This window comes from Ruegeria sp. HKCCD7221, from assembly GCF_013031225.1.
In the GTDB taxonomy this organism is placed as follows: domain Bacteria; phylum Pseudomonadota; class Alphaproteobacteria; order Rhodobacterales; family Rhodobacteraceae; genus Ruegeria.
In genome coordinates this window covers 172,090-186,380 of sequence record NZ_WPZE01000005.1, presented here as the reverse complement: position 1 = coordinate 186,380, position 14,291 = coordinate 172,090, and the positions used below count along the sequence as shown (strand labels likewise).

13 protein-coding genes are annotated in these 14,291 nt (G+C 55.4%); 10 read left to right on the top strand and 3 right to left on the bottom strand.

Annotation, left to right across the window (positions count from 1 at the left end; genetic code table 11):
* The first annotated feature begins 62 nt into the window (after positions 1 to 62).
* From GOX73_RS14140 to GOX73_RS14115, 6 genes are all read left to right on the top strand, one after another.
* A complete protein-coding gene (locus GOX73_RS14140) occupies positions 63 to 944 on the top strand; it encodes an ABC transporter permease subunit (protein ID WP_171134979.1) in 882 nt (293 codons plus the stop codon).
* Between the two features lie 11 nt (positions 945 to 955).
* Entirely contained in the window at positions 956 to 1,849 is an 894-nt protein-coding gene (ugpE, locus tag GOX73_RS14135) for a sn-glycerol-3-phosphate ABC transporter permease UgpE (RefSeq protein WP_171123341.1), read from the top strand.
* An 11-nt stretch (positions 1,850 to 1,860) separates the two neighbouring features.
* Positions 1,861 to 2,907 (top strand): sn-glycerol-3-phosphate ABC transporter ATP-binding protein UgpC, encoded by a 1,047-nt coding sequence (gene ugpC, locus GOX73_RS14130; RefSeq protein ID WP_171123343.1) that lies wholly within the window; start codon positions 1,861 to 1,863, stop codon positions 2,905 to 2,907.
* Positions 2,904 to 3,902, top strand: coding sequence for an endonuclease/exonuclease/phosphatase family protein (locus tag GOX73_RS14125; protein WP_371808611.1), 999 nt, complete (start codon positions 2,904 to 2,906; stop codon positions 3,900 to 3,902). The genes ugpC and GOX73_RS14125 overlap by 4 nt, the downstream gene beginning before the upstream one ends.
* A 105-nt stretch (positions 3,903 to 4,007) precedes the next feature.
* The gene (locus GOX73_RS14120; protein ID WP_171123346.1) at positions 4,008 to 4,253 is read left to right on the top strand and encodes a hypothetical protein; all 246 of its coding nucleotides are present in this window, start codon (positions 4,008 to 4,010) and stop codon (positions 4,251 to 4,253) included.
* 10 nt (positions 4,254 to 4,263) lie between these two features.
* Positions 4,264 to 4,734, top strand: a complete 471-nt coding sequence (locus GOX73_RS14115; RefSeq protein ID WP_171123348.1) for a hypothetical protein — start codon at positions 4,264 to 4,266, stop codon at positions 4,732 to 4,734.
* A 2-nt stretch (positions 4,735 to 4,736) separates the two neighbouring features.
* Here GOX73_RS14115 and GOX73_RS14110 read toward each other — a convergent pair whose 3' ends face one another.
* From GOX73_RS14110 to GOX73_RS14100, 3 genes are read right to left on the bottom strand one after another with little or no spacing between them, the layout of a single operon-like run.
* Positions 4,737 to 5,909: an acetate/propionate family kinase gene (locus GOX73_RS14110; RefSeq protein ID WP_171123350.1), complete on the bottom strand. Its 1,173-nt coding sequence runs from the start codon at positions 5,907 to 5,909 to the stop codon at positions 4,737 to 4,739.
* The gene (locus tag GOX73_RS14105) at positions 5,902 to 7,296 is read right to left on the bottom strand and encodes a bifunctional enoyl-CoA hydratase/phosphate acetyltransferase (protein ID WP_171123352.1); all 1,395 of its coding nucleotides are present in this window, start codon (positions 7,294 to 7,296) and stop codon (positions 5,902 to 5,904) included. The genes GOX73_RS14110 and GOX73_RS14105 overlap by 8 nt, the downstream gene beginning before the upstream one ends.
* Positions 7,293 to 9,716: a DUF3141 domain-containing protein gene (locus GOX73_RS14100; RefSeq protein WP_171123354.1), complete on the bottom strand. Its 2,424-nt coding sequence runs from the start codon at positions 9,714 to 9,716 to the stop codon at positions 7,293 to 7,295. The genes GOX73_RS14105 and GOX73_RS14100 overlap by 4 nt, the downstream gene beginning before the upstream one ends.
* 517 nt (positions 9,717 to 10,233) lie before the next feature.
* On the opposite strand from GOX73_RS14100, the gene GOX73_RS14095 reads away from it, so the two are divergent.
* From GOX73_RS14095 to GOX73_RS14080, 4 genes are all read left to right on the top strand, one after another.
* Positions 10,234 to 10,503: a potassium channel family protein gene (locus GOX73_RS14095; protein WP_371808189.1), complete on the top strand. Its 270-nt coding sequence runs from the start codon at positions 10,234 to 10,236 to the stop codon at positions 10,501 to 10,503.
* 173 nt (positions 10,504 to 10,676) lie between these two features.
* On the top strand, positions 10,677 to 11,756 hold the full coding sequence (locus GOX73_RS14090) for an AI-2E family transporter (RefSeq protein WP_171123359.1): 1,080 nt from the start codon (positions 10,677 to 10,679) through the stop codon (positions 11,754 to 11,756).
* Positions 11,753 to 12,817, top strand: a complete 1,065-nt coding sequence (locus GOX73_RS14085; protein ID WP_171123361.1) for an HlyD family secretion protein — start codon at positions 11,753 to 11,755, stop codon at positions 12,815 to 12,817. Before GOX73_RS14090 ends, GOX73_RS14085 begins: the two co-directional genes overlap by 4 nt.
* Positions 12,807 to 13,820 (top strand): DUF2955 domain-containing protein, encoded by a 1,014-nt coding sequence (locus tag GOX73_RS14080; RefSeq protein ID WP_171123363.1) that lies wholly within the window; start codon positions 12,807 to 12,809, stop codon positions 13,818 to 13,820. The genes GOX73_RS14085 and GOX73_RS14080 overlap by 11 nt, the downstream gene beginning before the upstream one ends.
* The last annotated feature ends 471 nt before the right edge of the window (positions 13,821 to 14,291 follow it).

Genomic DNA, 14,291 nt, shown 5'->3' with positions numbered 1-14,291 from the left:
ACCCCCAAGGATGGCCGCGCTGTCAAGGCGCGGCCATCCCCAGTTCAAGACGGAATCCTTCTATGAAACGCGCGGGCTTTGACACGATCTGGCTTCCTGTGGCGCTGCTGTTGCCGCAGTTGATGATCATCGCCATCTTTTTCTACTGGCCTGCGGGCTGGGCGCTGCAATCCTCATTCTTTTTGCAAGACCCGTTTGGGTTCGGTTCGACCTTCGTGATGGCTGAGAACTATACGTCGCTGCTGGGCAATGATCAGTACAAACGCGTTGCCGGGTTCACGATCCTTTACTCGGTGCTGGTGACTTTTTTCTCGCTGGCTATCGCGCTGCTGCTGGCGGTCAAGGCCGACAAGGTGATCAAGGGGGCCAAGACCTATCGCACGCTGTTGATGTGGGTCTATGCCATCGCGCCGCCCGTGGCCGGGTTTCTGGGCATTCTGTTCTTTGACCAAAGCACCGGACCGCTGACCAAGTTCTTCCAGGTGTTCGGCTGGGATTTCAAACTGGGTGTGGATTACAACGCGACCGCAACAGCCATGGTTATCGTGGCCGTGTGGAAGCAGGTCCCCGTCAATTCCATCTTTTTCCTGTCCGGCCTGCAATCCATCCCAAGGTCCGTGCGCGAGGCAGCGATGATCGACAACCGATCCGCCACCGGACGGTTCTGGCAGGTCACCTTCCCGCTGCTGGCCCCAACCGCGTTTTTCCTGCTGATCATCAACATCACCTATGCGCTGTTTGACACGTTCGGCATCATTGACGCACTGATGAAGGGCGAGCCAGGCAACAATCCGATGACGTTGGTCTACAAGGTCTACCTGGACGGCTTTCGAGGCAACGACTTAGGCGGATCATCGGCGCAATCAGTCATCCTTATGGCGCTGGTCCTGTTGCTGACCGTGTTTCAGTTCCGGCTGGTGGAACGCCGTATTCACTACACTTGAGGGCTTTGGACATGGCTGAAACAACACTCGACACCCCCGCTGAGACCCATCGCCCCCGTCGCATCAAATGGGAAGCGATTGGAGACCACATCATTCTGATCCTGGGCGCGCTGCTGATGATGCTGCCGCCGCTGCTTGCGTTGACTACGGCCAGCCATGACGCAGTGACAATCCACCGCGAAGGGCTGCAACTGACACTGGGCGACGATCTGGGTAAGAACTTTCGCGCCGCCATGTTCGAAAGGGGCGGCTTTACCCAAACGGTCGACGGGATGCTGATGCTGATGAACTCGTTCATCCTTGGCATCGGCTTTGCCGTGGGTAAGATCGTGATTTCGATGATGGCGGCGTACGCCATCGTCTATTTCCGCCTGCGCTTTGCCACGCTGGCCTTCTGGGTAATCTTCACCACCCTGCTGCTGCCGCTTGAGGTGCGCATCCTGCCCTCTTACGAAGCAATCCAGAAACTGGGCCTGACCAACACCTATACCGGTCTGATCGTGCCGCTGATCGCCTCGGCCACAGGCACGTTCTTTTTCCGGCAGTTCTTCATGTCCGTGCCCGAGGAATTGGCCGAAGCCGCCCGGATCGACGGCGCAGGTCCGTGGAAATTCTTCGTCGATATCCTCATCCCACTGAGCAAAACGATGATCGCGGCGATCTTCATCATCATGTTTGTCTTTGGTTGGAACCAGTACCTGTGGCCGACGCTGATCACCACAGACGAAAGCTTTTTCACGCTAGTCCGCGGCATCAAGCAGATCGTGTTGTCGTACACCGACAGTCAAATCCCCGAACACGGGCAGGCATTGGCGCTGGCCATCGTGGCGATGATCCCTCCGGTGTTGGTGGTGGTCTTTTTCCAGAACTGGTTCGTCAAGGGCCTCACAGAATCCGATAAATAAGGAATACGCGCATGGCTCAGGTTACATTAGAGGGCATCCGCAAAGTCTATCCCAATGGCTTCCAGGCCGTTCAGACCACCAGTTTCACCATTCAGGACGGCGAATTTGTTGTGCTGGTCGGCCCGTCGGGTTGCGGCAAGTCCACACTGCTGCGGATGATCGCGGGGTTGGAGGACATCACCGAAGGGGTGCTGAAAATCGGCGACCGCGTGGTCAATGACGTGGACCCAGCGGATCGGGACATCGCGATGGTGTTCCAGAACTATGCGCTCTACCCGCATATGACGGTGCGCAAGAATATCGGCTACGGCCTCAAGAACCGGGGCGCCCCGACGGCCGAAATCGACGCCAAGGTCGAAGACGCGGCAAAGATGCTGAACCTGTCCGAGTATCTGGACCGCAAGCCAGCGCAGCTTTCGGGTGGTCAGCGCCAGCGCGTTGCCATGGGCCGCGCTGTGGTGCGCGATCCGGCGCTGTTTCTGTTTGATGAGCCGCTGTCGAACTTGGATGCCAAGCTGCGCAACCAGATGCGGATCGAAATCAAAGCTTTGCAACGCCGCCTTAGAACCACCGCCGTCTACGTGACCCATGATCAGGTCGAGGCGATGACGATGGCCGATCGTATCATCGTCCTGATCCAAGGTCGGATCGAGCAGATTGGCACCCCGTCGGAAATTTATCACAACCCGGCCTCGACCTTTGTGGCCTCGTTCATGGGGGCACCGCCAATGAACCTGATCGAAGCTGAAGTTGACCAGCAAAGTGTTCGGATCAATGGCTTCGGCAACCAGATACAAGCACCCCAGTCCTTTGACGGACCTGTGACACTGGGCATTCGCCCTGAAGACGTTGAAATGGATGAACAGGGTCAGGTCGTATTCCATGTCGATATCCTTGAAGAATTGGGCGCGCATCGGCTGCTACATGGGCGGCTCGCAAATCAGCCCTTCTCGGTCATGCTAGGCAAGGATGACGCGGCGCAGATTGGTGAAACCAAGATCAACCTAAAGCCCGAGGCCCTGCGCCTGTTCGACAGGAAAACGGGGCTGAGGCTGTGATCACTCAAACGCTAGTGACCCTTCCGGCTGTATCGGAAACCCAGCGGAGCGCAATCCTGTCGGCCCCACGCACTGCCGACGCGCATCGCAGGATATTGGCCAATATAGAAGCGATGAATGCCGTTCAGGTCGGAGGAAAGGCTCAATCCGCTCACCTGCCCAGTGAATTCACCGTGGCCGCCTGGAATGTAGAACGATGTCTTTTCCCTGAAGAGACGGCTGCGCATCTCGGGAAAGTCGCCCCAGATATCGTTCTGCTGTCCGAAGTTGATCACGGAATGGCCCGAACTGCACAGCGACACACAACCGAAGCGATGGCCGACGCCCTTGGAATGGCTTACGCTTTTGGCGTTGAGTTTCACGAACTTGATTTGGGCGGCCCGACCGAGCGCAAGTTCTGCACGGATGACTTCAACTGTTTGGGCTGGCACGGGAATGCGATCCTGTCTTCGGTTCCGTTTGAACGCACTGTCCTGGTCCGGCTGGACGATCACGGCCATTGGTTTGCGGCAGATGCCGGGGCGAGCGATCCCGACCAGCCACGCATCGGGGGCCGCAACGCCATAGCCGCTATTGTACCGGGGGCCAGCGGACCGGTCTGCGTCGTCTCCACTCATCTGGAAAGCAACGCAAACGCCATTCACCGACATCAACAATTCGAACGGCTGCTACAGGTGATTGACGATTTCGCGCCGAATCTACCGGTCATAGTTGGCGGGGACCTGAACACCGGCAATCACCTGCCCCCGGACTTTGACTGGCGGCGAGAAACCTTATTCGAACTGGCCGAGGCCCACGGTTATTCTTGGTCTTTCACGGCGCAAGGCAATACGACCCGCCCCAGCCTGATCACGCCCCACCCCGACCGGGTTATGAAGCTGGACTGGTTGGCGGGCCGGGGTCTCGAATGCCATGGCACTGGTATTCTGCCTTCGATTGCTGACGACGGAACGCCCCTGTCCGACCACGACTGCGTTTGGTGCCGGGCTGGCTGATCCCGCTTTTCCTGCAGCGATCTGTCTTACCGTCCGATAAGCCCCTTTTGCCAAAACGAAAAAACCGACTAACATGCGGTACAACGCGGTAGAGGAACCTGAACGATGGTAACAAAAGCAGAGCTGGAAGCCGAAGTTGCCGAACTTCGCCGCCAACTTGCCCAACAAACCAAGGCCGAGAAGGCCGATCCAAAGGAAGACCATTCCGACAATCTGATCGACACGATCGAAAACTGGTCAGACCAGATGGACGACGTTCTGACCGAACTTGGGGAGTTGCCGCACAAAAAGCCGATCCTGTTTGCGCTAGGCGTTTTCGCGCTTGGCTATCTGGTCGGCCGTTCCCGGTAGGAGCCCGCACATGAGCCGCATATCCCGCAATCTTTCAATCATCCTGCGTGCCGAAAGGCTGATTGCTCAAAGACAAGTCGCAGTAGCGGCCAAACGCACCGGTTTTTATGGCGCTGCGGGGCTGGCTATTGGCCTAGCGGTCGTAATGCTGAACGTCGCAGGCTTTTTCTGGCTGTCTGAGTCTGTGTCAAACGCGGTCGCGGCACTGATCATGGCCGGCGTCGATCTGGTGGTGGCTCTGTTATTGGCACTGTTCGCCAACTCCATGTCATCACAAACCGACATCTCTGCTGTGGTTGAGCTTCGGGACCTGGCGCTGCAAGACATTGAGACCGAGATCAAGGACAACTTGGCCGAGGCACGCGACGCCGTTACAGGTTTCCGGCGCGACCCGCTTGGGGCCGTGACCCCCGAGATTGTCAGCGCCCTGCTGGGCGCTTTGATCAAACTCTCCAAATCTCGAAAAAAGTCTGGCGATTAACCTTATTGCATCAGTTTGACCGCGGCGCGCGCAATTACCATTTCTTCGTTGGTTGGTATCGACAGGATGCGGACGCGGCTAAAATCCGTCGACAAGACTGTGCCGCCATCCGCGTTTCGCGCGTGGTCCAATTCGATTCCGATCCAGCGCATTCCGTCGCACACCATCTGCCGGATCGGGGCCGAATTCTCGCCAACGCCACCCGTAAAGATCAGGGCGTCAATACCTTCCAACGCGGCGGACAGCGCTCCCAGTTCCCGGCGGATGCGGAACACGTAATAGTCGATGGCCTTGCGGGCATCCGGCGTATCAGCAGCCAAAAGCGTACGCATATCAGACGAAACACCAGACAGGCCGAGAAGACCGGACTTGCGATAAAGAACTTCGGCGATTTCATCTGCCGACATTCCATCCTGCTGCATCATGTACAACACCACACCAGGATCGAGTTGGCCGCTGCGCGTCCCCATCGGCAGACCGTCCAACGCCGAGAATCCCATCGTCGAGGCAACCGCGCGCCCACCCGAGACCGCACACATGGATGCACCATTCCCCAGATGCGCAATCACCACGCGGCCATCGTACAGACCCGGTGCGATCTCTTTCAGTTTCCCAGAGATGTAGTCGTAGCTCAGCCCGTGAAATCCGTACCGACGGACCCCTTTTTCATAGTAACTTTGCGGTAAGGCAAAAGTATCGTTGACCCAAGGGTGCGTTCGGTGAAAGGCCGTATCAAAACACGCCACCTGAATGGTACCCGGGAATGCAGCGCTGGCGGCCCGGATCCCAGCCAGAGAATAAGGTTGATGCAAAGGGGCGAAAGGAACAAACCCCGTCAATGTATCTATGACCGTTTCATCAATAAGAACCGGTTCAGAATAGACGGTGCCACCGTGGACAACACGATGGCCGATTGATTTCACATGGATATCCGGAAGATATTCCCGCGCCATTTCCAGAAAAGCGTGGATAGCTTCATCGTGGCTCTGGGTATTCGACAGCGGGCGGTTGATCGACCGACCTCCGGCAGACTGAGCCAGCAATCTAGGGGCATCCCCCAAACGCTCGATCTGACCTCGCCATCGCATGCTGGGGCGGTTTTCCTCGATGACTTCGTACAACGCGAATTTCAGTGACGAAGACCCGGCGTTCAGCGCCAATACATGATCAGCCATAGAGCTTACCTTTGTTTGCATAAGCATGCAGCGCCGCAACCGCACAGGACGCCAAGCGCGAGGCATCATCATCAGACCGCGAAGTCAAGATGATCGGGGCGCCCGCCCCCACCACGATGCCCGCAGCCTCGGCATGAGAAATAAAGGTTAGCTGTTTCGCAACCATATTGCCCGCCTCGATATTCGGGGCGACCAGAATATCTGCTGATCCGGCGACCTCGGACGTGATGCCCTTGGTGCGGGCAGCCTTCAGATCAACCGCGTTGTCCATCGCAAGTGGGCCATCGACCAACCCGCCGGCAATCTGTCCGCGTTCAGCCATTTTAGAAAGCAGCGCCGCATCCACAGATGAGGGCATATGCGGGTTTACGGTTTCAACGGCTGATAAAACACCGACCTTCGGCGTTTCGATCCCAATGGATTGTGCCAGATGAATTGCGTTCTGAACGATGTCGGCTTTGGTTTCGAGGTCCGGCGCGATATTCACCGCCGCGTCCGTCACCATGATAGGTCTTGGCATCCCCGGGACGTCCATCACAAAGACATGAGACAAACGCCGACCAGTTCGCAATCCGTTTTCCCGGCGCAAGACGGCATGCAACAGCTCATCCGTATGCAGATACCCCTTCATCAGGGTCTGTGCTTTCCCTTCAACCACCAAATCTACCGCGCGATGTGCGGCAAGCCCGTGACCCCGAGCCTCGACGATCTCGAAACCGGAGATATCCGCACCTATCTCTGCTGCTGCGGCCTTGATCTTGTCAGGATCCCCAACAAGGATCGGCGTGATGATGCTGTTGGCATGACCCAGCAGCGCACCACTCAGCGAATTGCCATCCTCGGGCGCAACCACTGCCGTTGGCATAGGGTCTAAAGGTCTTGCCTTTTCAAGCAACGCGTCGAAATGACGATGGCGCTGGACGACAAGGCCCGGAACTTCGATCGAGTCGAACTCCATGTGCTGGGCCGGGGGCGTGACCTGAACTGTACCGCTCAGGACCAAGGCGTTATCTCCGACGCGGCGCACTTCGGCGCTGCAGATCAGATCGCCATCATCGCGCTTTTCGGCAACCGAAACAAACGCCGTTAATTCGTCACCGGCAAGAACGGGAATGTGGAAGGACAGGTCCGCCCGACGGGTTTGAGTCCCCGCCCCCGGCAACACGTTACCCAGCACAGCGGCAACCAGACCAGCGGGCCACAAAGCCGGTGCCACCGCCTCGGGCTGCCCATCGCCGTCACCGTCATAGGCCGCCAAGTGCAGGGGATTGTGGTCCCCCGATGCGGAGGCAAACGCATAGAGGTCATCAACTGTGCAAAGACGCGTCAGTTGGGCTTCGTCACCTACATTCAATTGGGCAAATGTTCGGTTCTCGTAGATTTTCATTTTGAGCGGGCTTTTCTATTGGCTGGGGACGGCGCAGGCAGCGTCTTAGAGTTGTTCGCAGGCGCCAGTGCTACTTCATCCTGAAGCTTTGGCAGGTCAAGAATGTCATACAATTCATCAACCATCTCGAACAGTTCAGGAGTGGGCCGCTGCACTTCTCCGGCGATCCGCCGGATGAGGTCGACCGACTGCATACGGTCTTTCTTTAGGGGAAGCAAATCAGGCAATGTGTTTATCGCTTCTTGCTTATCAAAGGTCACTATAAGCGACTGTTCATGCAGCAGGCGATGACGTTGATCAACCGTAAGCCCTTTGAATGGTTCATCATGTTTGAAGACTTGGGCCCACCGGTCCAGAATTTCAGCCCGAAAGCTTTGATTGCTGTCGACCAGAAGGATCAGCATCCGAACGACAGCTTCAGCCAGTGACCCCTGTTTTATGTGCGCCAGTGCCGCTTCGACCTCGGGCAATGACTTCAGACTTTCCGGATCCACCAGTGTTCTGTGCGCGGCGTTCTTCCGACCGAACCACGCTGCCAAAGGCCCGCTCCAAAGCGAAAAGAATGTCAGCTCGTACCACGCATCGCGAACGTCGCGGCCATAATCCATCACCTGCTCTATCCAGTCCGCCGTAATCTTCTCGAGTTCCAAAAATGGATTTTCCGGCGCGGCGGGTTTGCGGTGTTCCCGCGCCATGTCCGCCCAGAATTTTATTCCCAATGTGGCAGGTTGGGCCGAAGACAATGCAGCGCGTTGCACGCGCAGGGGGTGTAAGTCACGAAGCGCCTTTGCCGAAGCGGGCGTCGACAAGGATCGTACGATCGGACGGCCAAATGTCTCGTATAAATTGGCCTGAGTTTCTGACATATGGGCAACGGCGGCAAAGCTCATTTCATCCTGCTGACCATCATCCAGAACGGCGAGATCTGCCAATGTACGCTCGTGAAAACGAACTTCGAATTCCTTGTCGGTGCCTTCACCCTCGATTTTTTCGATCTGCATTTCGTACAGGCCGGGTGCCATTGACTCGACGGTTTCCAGCGTAGAGGTAAGCTCTCGATGCTCTTTCCGTGCCACTTTTGACGAAACAAAGATGCCCAGATGACCCACCTCGTCGTGCAGCATATAGACGATGCGCTGCCCACGGACGCGGATTTCCTCCTCGTCGGAATAAGTCCCAGAAATCCAGTTCAGGGCTTGCTGCGGTGGAGTGATGTTGTCACCCTGACTAGCAAACACAAAGATCGGCCCTTTGATGGCCTTGATATCGACCGGGACACCGGGTTCGAGCTGAGCCGTGTTATTGACCAAACGGTTACCGACGAAAAGCTGTTCGACGATCCAATGGATCTCGGCCTCATTCAGGATGAAATATCCGCCCCACCAGCGTTCGAAATCTATAAAGCGCTGTCGACCCCCGTCAGGGTCTCGGTAGAGATCGAAGTATTTGCCAAAGTAGTTTCGGCTGGGATTTAGCTGCTCAAAGTTCATAACCAGATTCGCGCCGTCAAATTGACCTGCCCCCAAGTCCGACCAGAACATCGGCTGCCACGTCCCACCCAGAACCCCGGCATTATAGCGCATCGGGTTTTCCCCAACCGCCCCAGCCCAAGGCGCAACAGGCGCGCCGTTCAGAACCAACGGACCGTTTAAATCGGGATTGCACGCAGCCATTAGCAACGTCGCCCACCCGCCCTGACAATTTCCGGTGACAACAGGGTGCGGGCTGTTTGGATGGCGTGCACGCACGGTTCGAACAAACCCTGCCTCGGCATGCATGACATCCGCCAGAGTCTGACCGGGAACAGGATCGCGCCCAAAGCTGACGAAATAGACCTGGTGGCCCTTGGCCAGAGCAACACCAACCTGACTGTCATGCTTGAAGCCGCCGATGCCGCCGCCATGGCCCGCGCGTGGGTCGATGATGATATATGGGCGCTTGCTATCTTCAACGGTCACACCCTCGGGCGGAAGGATGCGCAACAACTGATAGTTGCAGGGCCGATTCAGGTGCCTACCGTCGGTGATTACCTCGTAATCATAGATAAGAACGGGCGGGCAGCCTGTAGCTTCGTGCTCGAGGAAGACATCTCCGCGTTCGCGCAAGGCATCCATGGTCAGGGCAACCCGTTGGCCTGCGTCTTTCAGGTATTCCCCCCAGTCTTTGACAATTGATCGGGATGCCACAATCCGTTCGGAACATTCTGCCATGTTCTGAACCAACTGACGGGTCCGGTCCGTGTGGTCCTGCACGATCCTGCCGGACTGCAGCGCCATTGATTTTGACAGCAAGTTCCACTGAACTCCGGACTGTTCCAACGCGTTAGCTACGGCCCCGGCAGTCCGTTCATTCACGGCAACCGCGTCCCTGGCCAGATCAGAGCCAAACTGCAGGGATTTCGAATGAGCATTCGTAATCATGTGAATATCCTCTTTCAGACGGTGCTGAATCTGCCGAGGGCAGAGCATGAACCAAGACATCCATAGCCGGGTGAAACCCCTCGACGGATGTAACGACATCTCGCTGGTGCAAACCTTTCTTTGGGGCAAGAGCAACGATAGGACGAGTGTTTCCAACTGCCCCAGATTGTTGGCTGATCGTTAACAATACCGGCAACCAGCGATTTCGCTCCTTCAAAACGGAACACGGTCGATTCTCTCGCATCTTTCTGCGGTGCAGCATAGCCTGTTTTGATGTTTACCACAAACTTTCCACGGCGATATGAAACTTTGACGAAATCGCGCGCCCTTGTTGGGTGATCGGGAAAGGAGAATGTGCCTAGGCAATGAAGAAACCCGCGAAACAGCAGCAAATAAGGACTTTTTGAAATATTCAAAAATCTGATTACTATGCCGGCACAAAACACATAACGAGGGCACAATGAACTCACTTACCAGAATAACTCGGGGAATTGGCGTCGCATTCAAAGATGGCAGAGTGAAGGGTATTTTGGCCTTCACGGTTGGCATGATCCTTTGGGCTTCGGTTTTTTATCACTTCGTCGAAGGCTGGAGCTGGCTTGATTCCATCTACTTTTCGGTCGTGACCATCTCGACCGTTGGGTTTGGGGATTTTTCGCCGGAAACAGCCGCAGGAAAAATATTCACGATGGCGTATATCATCGTCGGCTTGGGTGTCTTCGTTACCGCAGCGACCACAGTGGCAGACACAATTCTTTCACAGGACGACGACGAAAAAGACGGGTAGACAGCCGGAATCCTCTTCATTGAATTCAACGCAATCTCAGCCCGGGCGCCACTCGCGACCCGAATTTTTGATTTTTCAATCAAGCCGATACAGCACCTCCAGAACTAAAAAAGTGTACATATCCAATTTTTTAAGGCTAATATTCAGATAAAAAAATATTTGGGAGGGATGGAATGGAAAAGACTCAAGACGCCAAGATCGTCGATCTGGCAATACGCCTGCTGTTCTTAGGACTGTTTCTATATAGCGCGCTGATAATGGTAGCCCCGCTTGCAAGCGTTGTGATCTGGGCGGCAATTCTGTGCGTTGCGCTCTATCCTGTTTTTGACTGGCTCCAAGGCAAATTAGGCGGAAGAAAGTCGCTAGCGGCTACAATCTTGGTTCTGTTGGGTCTGTTGTTGACCCTGGGGCCTGTCGCCACCGCCGTTTCAGGGGCGGCCGAACTTGGCTCCGACTTCGCTGAACAAGCAGACCGCGGAGAACTTAAAATTCCACCTGCTCCCGAAGGCATCAAGGAATTGCCCTTGATCGGAAACAAGCTTGGCGAAGTCTGGACCATGTTTGAGCGAAACCTGGATGGCGCACTTGCCAAATACGGTGCTCAAATCCTTGAAGTCACAAAGTCCCTGTTTGGAAGGGTTCTGGGTATCGGCATTGGCCTTCTGGGACTTGCACTTTCAGTCATCATCATGGGGGCGCTATTCAAGCCGGGGCCGCAAATGGTTGAGGGGCTTCAACGGTTCGCCAACCGTGTCTTTGCCCCACGTGGTGGTGAGTTTGTCACCCTGGCGGGTGCAACGATCCGAAATGTCACCAAAGGAGTTATCGGAGTCGCCGCGATTCAGGCGATTGTTGTGTGGGTACTTTTGGCTGTCTTCGGGATTTCTTCGGCGGCAACTCTGGCCTTCGTGAGCCTTATCCTGTCGATCATTCAGATCGGCCCGGGCCTGGTTCTACTGCCCGTGATCATTTACGCTTGGAGTTCCATGTCAGGCGGCGCAGCATTGATCTTCACGATTCTCGCCATTCCGGTCAGTATCATGGACAGTTTCCTTCGCCCGGTCTTTATCTCGAAGGGATTGGAAACCCCGATGCTGGTTATTTTGATCGGCGTTCTGGGTGGCATGATGGCTTATGGCTTGATCGGAATTTTCATGGGGCCCGTCCTGTTTGCGGTTTTCTATGAACTGTTCAAGGTCTGGATCGATGCGTCGCCAGAAACCTCGGATTCGACCGAAGGTGCGGCGGAATGAGAAAAACGATTTGGACAACGCTTGCGGTTATTCTTCTGTTTCTGGTCTGGTATCTGGTCGCTGATCGCCAAACTCCGTTTACCGGCAATGCCAGGGTCAAGGCCGTTGCAACCCAGATTGTTCCTCAAGTCACCGGAACGGTGACCGAGGTTCTGGTGGAAAACGGTCAGGTGGTTTCAGCCGGGGACGTTCTGGTACGCATTGATCGCAGGCCGTATGAAATCGAACGGGCCAAGGCCGAAGCCGATCTGGAAGCCGCCACTCAGGAAGTGGGCGCATCGTCGGCTGAAGTCAGCGCGGCACAGGCAAAATTGGCGCGGGCCCAGAGCGACCTTGATACGATGCGCATTCAGACCGAGCGCGTCTTTGCCTTGGAAAAGAAAGGGCTGATTGCTGTCTCGCGCGCCGACGATGCGCGCGGGCAATTGGCCGAATCCGAAGCCAATCTGGAAAATGCCAAGGCTGATCTGGAAAAAGCAAAGCAACGCCTTGGGGATGAGGGGCTGGAGAACCCTAAAATTCAACGTGCACTTGCTGCTTTGGCCGATGCAGAGCTGAATCTGGAATGGACAGAATTGCGCGCACCTGCAACGGGCGTGATTTCGAACTTGCTTATTGCCCCCGGGACATATGCCCGCTCGGGTCAGGATCTTTTGACGTTCCTTGATGCAACCGATGTCTGGATCGAAGCCTATTTCACCGAAAACAACCTTGGCCGCGCCGTTGTCGGTTCTCCTGTCGAGGTTGTTCTGGACATGCATCCCGGTCAGATCGTGTCAGGCAAGGTCGAAAGCTTTAGCGCGGCTGTTTCCCTAAGCGGCGCTGATGAACCCGGCCAGCTTGCTAGCCCACCCAGTACCAAGGGATTCCTGCGCGAACCCGAACGGTTCCCGGTTCGGATCGTGTTGCCGGGCTATGAGGCCGGAAACGCCGAAGATGACCTTCGGTTCCAGCTCAACGGGCAAGCGGATGTGATCATGTACCTCAGCGACAATGCGCCTCTGAACTTGGTGGGTCGTACTTATATCCGCTTGGTTTCGATCCTGTCTTATGCGTATTGAAGACAAACACGCAGTACTCCGTTTGGCGCTTGGGGTAACGGGCGTTTTCGCCCTAGGTTTGTTTCTTGGATGGCCGCTGGCGGTTGTCGGCGCGGTGTTCACAGCTCTGTTCCTGCAAGCACCCGCAGCTTTGCCATTGGCCGCGTTTGGGAAGCTCTTCGTGTTTTCCATTGGACTGATGTTCATCTCGTTTTTGCTGTCGTCAGTCTTTGCGCCTTATCCGGTTGTTTTCTTGGTCTTAATGGCGATCGGAATCATACTGTCCTTTACGTGGTCTGTTTCCGGGGCCGGGGTATTGCCGGGTGTCATCGCGCTAATGGGAGCGTTGATGATCCCAAATCTTGTTCTTCAGTCGCAGGATCTGGCGCTGGTATTGGTGTTTTGGATTCCCATGAACCTGTTCTTTGCGGGATTCGTATCCACCCTGATGTTCGTACTTATCCCAGCCGCCCCACCCGCCGAGGCGCAAAAGAAAGCTGTTGCTGATCAGAATTTTGATCCAAACCGGCGCATTTTTAGAATGTCTCTGGTGACAGTGCCGTTTGCGATTGCTTTCTTCCTTTACGGAGCGTCGGCGCTGCTTGTTCTGTTCTTTGTCGCGCTTCTCAGCCAACAGCTAGCAGCGATGCCTGCGGCCGGGAAAACCGTTGCCAAGGCGATGCTGACCGCGAACCTGCTGGGCGCGGCAGTTTCCATCATTTGCTATGAGATCAACGTTATCGCGCCCGTCATTCTGACACCTGTACTGCTGTGCTTTTTCTTTTGCATTGTTCTCGGGGCTCTTGGAAAATCGCAAACTCCGCTGGCTGCGGCAGCAGGATCGGCGATCACAACTGCCTTGATCGTCTACGGTGGATCAGTCGCCCCATTTTCGGATGAAGCGGATGTCAAAAGCATCACGCGCGTGCTGCAGGTCGCAAGTGCCGCATTCTTTGTTATCACAGCGTATGTGGTGGTGGATGAATTCTGGCCCGAACGAAAACAGCGCAACGCGCTTGGTTAGAACGGCTGCACGATATCGGGGCAGCATTTTAACGTGCCTTAGCGTTACGACGGTTTAAACAGGCTCCAGATTACCAAGCAAGTTAGATGTCATATCCGTAACGAAACCGCCGCCATCAATCATGACACCCACGCCTGTCTCGTAGTCGACATTCGATCTGGTAATACCCGAAACTATTTGGTGAAATCAAACTGTATTGAATTCGCTAGTGTTTCTCACTTTGGACATTGGGTCTCCCACAAGTTTCATCTTAAAGGTGAAATTTGATTTCTAGGGTTTCGACAATACCCAACTGGACCGTCGCTTGACGTCCTATGACCTAGGAAACAATCGGAGACAAACTACTTCGCTATTAGTTGGTAAAAAGAAACGCGCCAAATCCATGCTTATCCAGAACTGAGTAAGCTATGACAAATTTCTTACGCATGCTGGCAAGATTCCGCACCGCCAGTAGACCTCCTATCGGTGGAT

Coding starts and splice junctions, on each gene's coding strand:
- GOX73_RS14140 (WP_171134979.1), top strand. CDS start 63: ATGAAACGCGCGGGCTTTGACACGATCTGGCTTCCTGTGGCGCTGCTG.
- ugpE (WP_171123341.1), top strand. CDS start 956: ATGGCTGAAACAACACTCGACACCCCCGCTGAGACCCATCGCCCCCGT.
- ugpC (WP_171123343.1), top strand. CDS start 1,861: ATGGCTCAGGTTACATTAGAGGGCATCCGCAAAGTCTATCCCAATGGC.
- GOX73_RS14120 (WP_171123346.1), top strand. CDS start 4,008: ATGGTAACAAAAGCAGAGCTGGAAGCCGAAGTTGCCGAACTTCGCCGC.
- GOX73_RS14115 (WP_171123348.1), top strand. CDS start 4,264: ATGAGCCGCATATCCCGCAATCTTTCAATCATCCTGCGTGCCGAAAGG.
- GOX73_RS14110 (WP_171123350.1), bottom strand. CDS start 5,909: ATGGCTGATCATGTATTGGCGCTGAACGCCGGGTCTTCGTCACTGAAA.
- GOX73_RS14105 (WP_171123352.1), bottom strand. CDS start 7,296: ATGAAAATCTACGAGAACCGAACATTTGCCCAATTGAATGTAGGTGAC.
- GOX73_RS14100 (WP_171123354.1), bottom strand. CDS start 9,716: ATGATTACGAATGCTCATTCGAAATCCCTGCAGTTTGGCTCTGATCTG.
- GOX73_RS14090 (WP_171123359.1), top strand. CDS start 10,677: ATGGAAAAGACTCAAGACGCCAAGATCGTCGATCTGGCAATACGCCTG.
- GOX73_RS14085 (WP_171123361.1), top strand. CDS start 11,753: ATGAGAAAAACGATTTGGACAACGCTTGCGGTTATTCTTCTGTTTCTG.
- GOX73_RS14080 (WP_171123363.1), top strand. CDS start 12,807: ATGCGTATTGAAGACAAACACGCAGTACTCCGTTTGGCGCTTGGGGTA.